Here is a 7,581-nt window from a genome sequence, read left to right as displayed (position 1 = left end):
CAACTGCTACCTGATAGTCATTTTCATACAGATAATCAGCAAGCTTTAAATGATAAACTCCTGTATGCTCCATTATGATAAGCATATCTGACTTTTTAAACTTTTTAAGATAAGGCTTAATTTTCTTCTCAAACTCTACTGGGTCAGATTTAACTTCAAAAGTTTCTTTCTTGTTATCATACAATACTGTTGCAGTAAATGATTTTTTAGATACATCTACTCCTACGACAATTTTATAGTTGTTCATAAAAGCACCTCCTTTCATAAAATACTTGACATGAGAGAAACTTCCTGATAACCTATCATCGTAATCAATACAGGCTTGAAAGCCTAATGTTCTGATTCAGGCTTTAGGAAGTTGTAGGAAGGACAGTCTAAAACATCCTGAACGGTCTTAAAAGACCAATGACAGAAACTTGATCTGTCCTTCCTTTTTTCTCCCATGTCTGTAATTATTATAAAACTTATTCTCTTAAAGTTTAAAAATTTTTGGTATACTTAATATACAATGACGGAAAGGTAAGCTTACGAAAATTTTGGAACACCCTCAATATTCTCTAAGGACTTTATAAATTCTTTCTGATTTTGATTTTCTAAACAGATACTAGGATTGAATAGAAGAACAAATTAGAAATCTGGGAAGTGTAAAAATATTATGATATCATAGATTTTTTTTGAAATAGTGTAAAATAAATATTAGAGTTTTTGCATTTTTACCTACTTGATGGAGTTTTTGCTATTACAATTTTAACTGCCACCAAGGAGTTTTTTAGATGTTTTATTTATATTTGAATTTCTCAGCCGAGGTTTTAATTATATTAGCATATTACACAAATATTAAATAGTAATGAAAATTACATAGGAGGAAATTATCATGGCAACCAGGTACACAGAATTACTTGAAGAATTTATTAGAGATTCGGGAGCAGAGGGTGCTGTATTAGTAAGCGTTGATGGATTAGCCATTGCATCTGTGCTTCCAAGCACGGCAGATGAAGATAGGGTAGCGGCAATGGGTGCTGCTATATTATCACTTGGTGAAAGAGTTGCATCAGAATTAAAAAAAGGGAGCTTGGATCAGCTATACATTAAAGGCTCTACTGGATATGTTGTATTTACAGGAATTAAGGATGTTGCTGTTCTTGGAGTTCTCGCTCCAGTTAATGCAAAACTTGGACTGCTACTTATGGAAATTCAAAGAACTATTAAAAAGTTAGAAAAAGAATTAGGTTAAAAAAGGAGGTAATTAATATGGAGATTTTATTTGATAATGGAGTACATAAAAACATCTTATTAGAAGATTTTGGTCATGGAGAAATGGTCCAAGCAAATGTTCATTTAATTGTTGATAATGGAAAAGGTATGATTTTAGACCCCGGCGGTCATAAAGTTTTTAAACATTTACTACAAGAAATAGGAATTTTAATAGGGATTGATAATCTTCAATGGATATTTTTCTCACATCAAGACCCGGATATTGTTGCTGCTGCAAATGGATGGTTAATGACAACAAAGGCAACTGCCTTAGCTTCAAAATTATGGCTTAGATTTATTCCACATTTTGGAGTAGACAGACTTGTTGCAGATAGAATTAAAGGATTAGACGACGAAGGAGCTATAATTACACTTGGAAATACAGATATATATATAATTCCCGGCCATTGGCTACATTCTCCAGGAAATTTCCAAGTATACGACCCAGTATCTAAAATCTTGTATTCAGGAGACCTTGGTGCATCACTTGGGCAAGATTATGAATTTGTAAGCAATTTTGAAGAACATATTAAATATATGGAAGGGTTTCATAGAAGATATATTCCAAGCGGAAAAGCTTTAAGACTTTGGGTAAAAATGGTAAAACAGCTTGATATAGAAACCATTGCACCACAGCACGGAGCTATCTTTAAAGGAAAAGAGATGGTTAATAAATTTATAGATTGGGTCAGCAGCTTAGAAACAGGATTAGATTTAATGGACAATGTTTATAAAATACCTACTAAAAGGTTTGTAGTTTAAATTGGTTGAGCATTATTCGGTCTTACATCAAGAAGTATTAGAATTTTCTAAGCTTATAGAAGGAGGAATTTTTGTTGATGCGACTGTAGGGGGTGGAGGACATTCGTACCTCATTTTAAAGCAAAATCCGAACTTAAAATTAATAGGTTTAGATAAAGATGATTTCGCATTAAAAGTAGCAAAAGAAAGACTTAAAGAGTTTGAAGATAGAATCACCCTGATTAAATCTTCATTTAAAGATTTAGATAAAGTTTTACAATCTCTGCAAATTGAAGAAATTAACGGAATCTTGTTTGATTTTGGAGTCTCAACTTTCCAGCTTAAATTAGAAAGAGGCTTTTCTTTTCAGAGAGAAGAGTTTTTAGATATGCGTATGGATACAACTCAAAAACTAACTGCCTATGAAGTGGTCAACTATTATAAAGAACAAGACCTTTACAACATCATAAAAGCCTATGGTGAAGAAAAATTTGCAAGCAAAATAGCTAAAAGTATAATAGAGTATAGAAAAAAGAAAAAAATAGAAACCACAAAAGAGCTTGCAGATATAGTGTATAAATGCTATCCACCGAATTTAAGACGTGGAAAAATTCATCCAGCAACGAGAACATTCCAAGCTATAAGAATAGAAGTTAACAATGAGCTTAAAGATATTGAAGAAGGACTTGAGAAAGCTATTAATCTGCTGGCAAAAAACGGAATAGTAATGGCAATCTCCTTCCACTCCTTAGAAGATAGAATTGTCAAAAATATATTTAAGAAATACAAAGAATTAAAGTTTTTAGAAATTTTGACGAAAAAGCCAATAACTCCATCAGATGAGGAAATTAAAGAAAATCCTGCATCAAGGAGTGCTAAGCTGAGAGTTGGAAGGAGGATTTGAATGTCAAGAAGTATAACAATAAATAGAGAAGAGCTGATTCAAGATATAAAAATTGGTTTAGGTAAATATAAATTTTATTTTGCAATTTTTTTCTCTTCTCTAATTATGCTTGTTGGATATAGTCAACTAAATTATAAAATAGATAATGAAATCGTTCAGCTTAATCAAGAAAAAAATTATCTGATAGCAGAAAATTTTAAATTGAAAAAAGATATTGCTATATTGTCATCGCCAGAAAGAATATCTCAATTAGCAAAGGGTCAACAAGGAATGAAACCTGTAGATTATAAGAGTGTTAAGTTTATTGAAGATAAACCTTAATGGATGAAAAAAGAACAAAATTAATCCTGTTTCTACTCTTTTTTGCATTTTTAATAGCAGGATTTAGAATACTTCAACTAAAACTTTTTCAAAGAGAGGAGTATCTTTCATACATAGAAAAACAATACTACACAGTAGAAGAAATTAATCTTCCAAGAGGCAGTATCTACGATGCTAAAGGAAATTTTGTAGCCATAAGCGTTCCAACTCTTACCGTTTATGTAATTCCTAAATTTATCAAAGACAAAGAAAATGTAGCAAAACAGCTATCTCTACTTTTAAAAATTCCTTACGAAGAGATATATAACAAACTAACATCAAGAAAAAACTACACGGTTATTTCAACAAATGTAGATAAAGCATTAAAACCTCAGATACTAAAATTAAGGTCAGATTTAAAAGAATGGAATATAGGTGTTATCGATAACAGTGTAAGGGTTTATCCTTATGGAGAAACAGCGGGTAGTACTATAGGATTTGTGAGTAAAAAAACAGGACTTGGTATGGAAGGGTTAGAAAGACAGCTTAACGACTATCTTGGTGGCGGTAAAGCAAAAATTCAACTTTTAAAAGATGCTCAAGGTAATTTAATTTCTATAGAGAAGGTTGAATTAGGAAAATTAACATATAACGCAGTATTAACAATAGACATGAACATTCAATATATAGCTGAAGAAGCATTAAAGGAACTTGTCAATGAAAGAGATCCGTTGGAAGCCGCTGTTTTGATCATGAACCCACACACTGGAGAAATTTTGGCTGCAGCTACATATCCTAACTACGACCCTAACAATCATGAAAGATATAAAACTTATAAAAATATAATTTTTCAGCATGCTTACGAGGTAGGTTCTGTAGCAAAGCCTATTTTTCTTGCAGAAGCTATTGATGAAAAAAAGGTTGACTTAGATGAAATAATTGATTGTCAAAATGGTGCCATTTATGTAGACGGAATTAGAATTAAAGACAATAACAGATTTGGTTTATTAACGCCGGTCCAGATTATACAGCATTCTTCTAACGTAGGTGCTATAAAGATAGCTTTAAGATTGGACCCGAAAAAGATATATCAGAAGCTAAGAGATTTAGGATTTGGAAAAAAAACAGGTATTTTTCCCGGCGAGGCATCCGGATTTTTAAGGGAGGATTATAGACCTGTAAACATAGCCTATGCATCGATCGGGCAAAACTGGACTGCAACCCCTCTTCAAGTTGGATTAGCTTATTCAGCTTTTGCGAATGGTGGTTATCTTGTAAAGCCATTGCTGGTTAAAGGTCTGACTGATAATAGCGGAAACTACGTAAAAGTTTATCAGCCTGAAAAGATTAGAAAAGTTTTGAGTGATGAAAGCATACAAAAATTAAAACCAATATTGCAATTGGTTGTAGAAGATGGAACAGCTAAATCCGGTAAATCTGATTACTTTACTATTGCAGGAAAAACAGGAACTGCTCAAAAATATGACCCTGCAATAAAGGCTTTATCTAATTCTAAATGGTACACTTGGTTTGCAGGATTTTTTCCTGTCTCTGACCCAAAATTTACAGTTGTTATATTTGCAAATGAGCCTAAGCCAAAATTTCCGGGTGAACATATAGGCGGGGGTGGTGTATCTGCTACAGTGTTAAAGAATTTAGTTGATAGAATAATGTTTTATTATAAACAAAAGCCAGACAAGGTCGTTAGTGGGAGCAAGAATTAAAAATAAGAAAAGGCTCTTAAATTTTGTTGTATAAATAGCAAAGCGAGAAGTTGATAAAACTGAGACTTTATAAAATCGTCCACGTGTTTGTTATTTAAGGTCTTATCCATTCTGGGGATTTAAGCAGATTTTGCTACTTCCATTAAATATTAAAGGTTGACCTGTTCCAAAAAGATAAATTTGAAAAAACTTGTGATTATTATAGGAGTAATAGCAAAATATTCTAAACCATTATGCCAGAGTCTAATACCAACTTGGTGTGTATATGAAATTTTTTGAGAGCTCTGCAATATCCCAATCAATCGTGATAAAATTAGATTTCTATAAATCTACGGAGGTAGAGATTGATTAATATATTTGATGTTGATGGAGTGCTGATTGATGTTACAAAATCTTATCATTACTCAATAAAAGATACAGTTGATTATTTCTCACAGAAAGACAACAATCTAAAAGATTTATTAGATATTAAGCTAACCTTTGGAATCAATAACGATTGGGATGCCTCTTTAGCCGGAATAATCTATGCTAAATCTGGTTTAAATTTAGAAGACTTTAAAAAACTTTTTACAGCCTACAGCACAAAGCTTGAAGACTTTTATAAACTTGCAAAGGAGTTAAACATAAATTTACCATCCTATCAAGAGCTGGTTGAATACTTTGAAGATAGGTATAAAGTCCACAGAGATAAAGAACAGCTCATTATTCCACATGAAATTTTAAAACAAGTAAGAGAACTTTCTGATGTTGTCGGGGTAATCACAGGAAGACCTTTTCAGGATTTAGATTACACCTTTAAGTTGTTTGATATTTATAAATACTTTGATTTTATCATCACAGAAGATGATATACCAAATCCACATCTAAGAAAGCCATCTTCCTATCCATTAAAAACATTCTTTAAAAAATTTGATTATAAAGAGCCTGTTTTTTACATTGGAGATACAATCGCAGATTTGATGATGGTTTATAACTATAACAGAGAAGAGGGTAAAAATATAGAGTTTATTTTGTATCAGAATAATCATAATTACAACCTTCCTGCTAAGTATAAAATAAAACAACCACAAGAGCTTTTAAATATTATTAAAGGAGTAAAGAAATGATTATAGCCATAGATGGACCTGCAGGGTCTGGCAAAAGCACGATTGCAAAATTGTTAGCTAAGGAACTTGGATATACTTACATAGATTCGGGAGCTATGTACAGAGCTGCCGCATTAAAACTTTTAAGATTAAACGTCAATCTTGAAAATGAAGAAGAAATAATGAATGTTTTAGAAAATACTCAGATATTATTAAAAGACTCTCAAGTCTTTTTAGATGGTGAAGATGTATCTGAAATTATCAGAACAGAAGAGATTGGAAATGTTGCATCAATCATTGCAAGGTATCCAAAAGTTAGAAAATGGATGGTCAGCAAACAAAGGGAGCTTGGAGAAATAGCAAAGAACGTTGTTATAGAAGGAAGAGATGCTGGGTCAAGAATCTTTCCCGATGCAGACTTAAAAATATTCATGACAGCATCACCGGAAATTAGAGCACAAAGAAGAGTTCAGCAGTTAAAAGAAAAGGGGTTTGTTGTAGACTATAATCATATACTACAAAAAATATTAGAGAGAGACAAGTTAGATTATGAGAGAAAAGAATCACCACTTAGACCAACGGAAGATTACATTATCATTGATACAACTGATAAATCCATAGAAGAAGTGATTGATTATATAAAGAGCTTAATAAACAAATGAGCGTAATAGCACTGCTTACAGATTTTGGCTTAAAAGATGGGTTTGTTGGCTCAATGAAAGGAGTCATTTTGTCCATAAATCCGGAAGCTAAAATTGTTGATATATCCCACGAGATAGAGTCATTTAGCATAATAGAAGGTAGCATAGTTTTAAATGCAACTTATAGATATTTTCCAAAGGGTACAATTTTTGTGTCTGTGGTTGACCCCGGCGTTGGAACAGAAAGAAAGTCTATAATCGTGAAAACAAAAGATTACTTTTTCGTATGTCCAGACAATGGTCTGCTTACACTTGTTTTAAAAAAAGAAAAAATAGAAAAGATAATAGAAATCAAAAATAAAGAATTTTTCTTAGAATCAGACACTAACACGTTTCATGGTAGAGATATATTTGCTCCTGTAGCTGCTTATTTAAGCAAAGGGGTTAAGCCGGAAAAATTTGGTGATGAGATTGAGAATATAAAAACTAATGATATATTTGACCCAAAAGTATTGGATGGTCGTATAATCGGAAAAATAATAAAGTTTGATAAATTCGGAAACGCAATCACAAATATTGAAAAACTGCCAGAAAGATTTGAAATTATATATAAAGACTATAGAATAACAAAGGCATGTAGAAACTTTTTGGAAGGAGAAAAAGACAAGCCAAACCTGATCAAAGGAAGTTTTGGATTTTACGAGCTTTTCCTTCCAATGGACAGTTTTAAAGATAGATTTAATGCAAGATTATTTGAAGAGTTTGAAATCTTAAGCAAGTAAATTACATTTTTCACTTTTTTAACTAAATTTTAACAAATTCTTAATAGAAATTTAAAATTCTTGATATAAAATTATCATACCTTGGATGAGAAATTAGTGATTTTTATAGAATTTAAAAAGGAGATCCTTTGGACTTATGCCCTCGGGATG

Annotated in this window: 9 protein-coding genes; 8 read left to right on the top strand and 1 reads right to left on the bottom strand. The window is 31.9% G+C overall.

The features are described from left to right. On the bottom strand, positions 1-247 hold a 247-nt coding region (locus tag Q0929_RS02910; protein ID WP_299238082.1), incomplete at its 3' end, for a transposase. 627 nt (positions 248-874) lie between these two features. Here Q0929_RS02910 and Q0929_RS02905 point away from each other — a divergent pair. From Q0929_RS02905 to Q0929_RS02870, 8 genes are all read left to right on the top strand, one after another. Next, positions 875-1,234 carry a roadblock/LC7 domain-containing protein gene (locus Q0929_RS02905; protein WP_299238081.1) on the top strand — a complete coding sequence of 120 codons (360 nt, stop codon included), beginning with the start codon at positions 875-877 and terminating at the stop codon, positions 1,232-1,234. Between the two features lie 17 nt (positions 1,235-1,251). Further along, complete coding sequence (locus tag Q0929_RS02900) at positions 1,252-2,016, top strand: MBL fold metallo-hydrolase (RefSeq protein ID WP_299238080.1); 765 nt, start codon at positions 1,252-1,254, stop codon at positions 2,014-2,016. Between the two features lies 1 nt (position 2,017). Continuing rightward, positions 2,018-2,899 (top strand): 16S rRNA (cytosine(1402)-N(4))-methyltransferase RsmH, encoded by an 882-nt coding sequence (gene rsmH / locus Q0929_RS02895; RefSeq protein WP_299238079.1) that lies wholly within the window; start codon positions 2,018-2,020, stop codon positions 2,897-2,899. Next, the gene (locus Q0929_RS02890) at positions 2,900-3,220 is read left to right on the top strand and encodes a septum formation initiator family protein (RefSeq protein ID WP_299238078.1); all 321 of its coding nucleotides are present in this window, start codon (positions 2,900-2,902) and stop codon (positions 3,218-3,220) included. It begins immediately after the preceding gene. Further along, the gene (locus Q0929_RS02885) at positions 3,220-4,923 is read left to right on the top strand and encodes a penicillin-binding protein 2 (RefSeq protein WP_299238077.1); all 1,704 of its coding nucleotides are present in this window, start codon (positions 3,220-3,222) and stop codon (positions 4,921-4,923) included. Before Q0929_RS02890 ends, Q0929_RS02885 begins: the two co-directional genes overlap by 1 nt. 344 nt (positions 4,924-5,267) lie before the next feature. Further along, positions 5,268-6,029, top strand: coding sequence for an HAD-IA family hydrolase (locus Q0929_RS02880; RefSeq protein ID WP_299238076.1), 762 nt, complete (start codon positions 5,268-5,270; stop codon positions 6,027-6,029). Then, entirely contained in the window at positions 6,026-6,670 is a 645-nt protein-coding gene (cmk, locus tag Q0929_RS02875; RefSeq protein WP_299238075.1) for a (d)CMP kinase, read from the top strand. The genes Q0929_RS02880 and cmk overlap by 4 nt, the downstream gene beginning before the upstream one ends. Beyond that, positions 6,667-7,431, top strand: a complete 765-nt coding sequence (locus tag Q0929_RS02870) for an SAM-dependent chlorinase/fluorinase (RefSeq protein WP_299238074.1) — start codon at positions 6,667-6,669, stop codon at positions 7,429-7,431. The genes cmk and Q0929_RS02870 overlap by 4 nt, the downstream gene beginning before the upstream one ends. Positions 7,432-7,581 lie beyond the last annotated feature (150 nt).

This window comes from Sulfurihydrogenibium sp. (assembly GCF_028276765.1).
In the GTDB taxonomy this organism is placed as follows: domain Bacteria; phylum Aquificota; class Aquificia; order Aquificales; family Hydrogenothermaceae; genus Sulfurihydrogenibium.
This window is presented reverse-complemented; position numbering and strand designations above follow the sequence as displayed.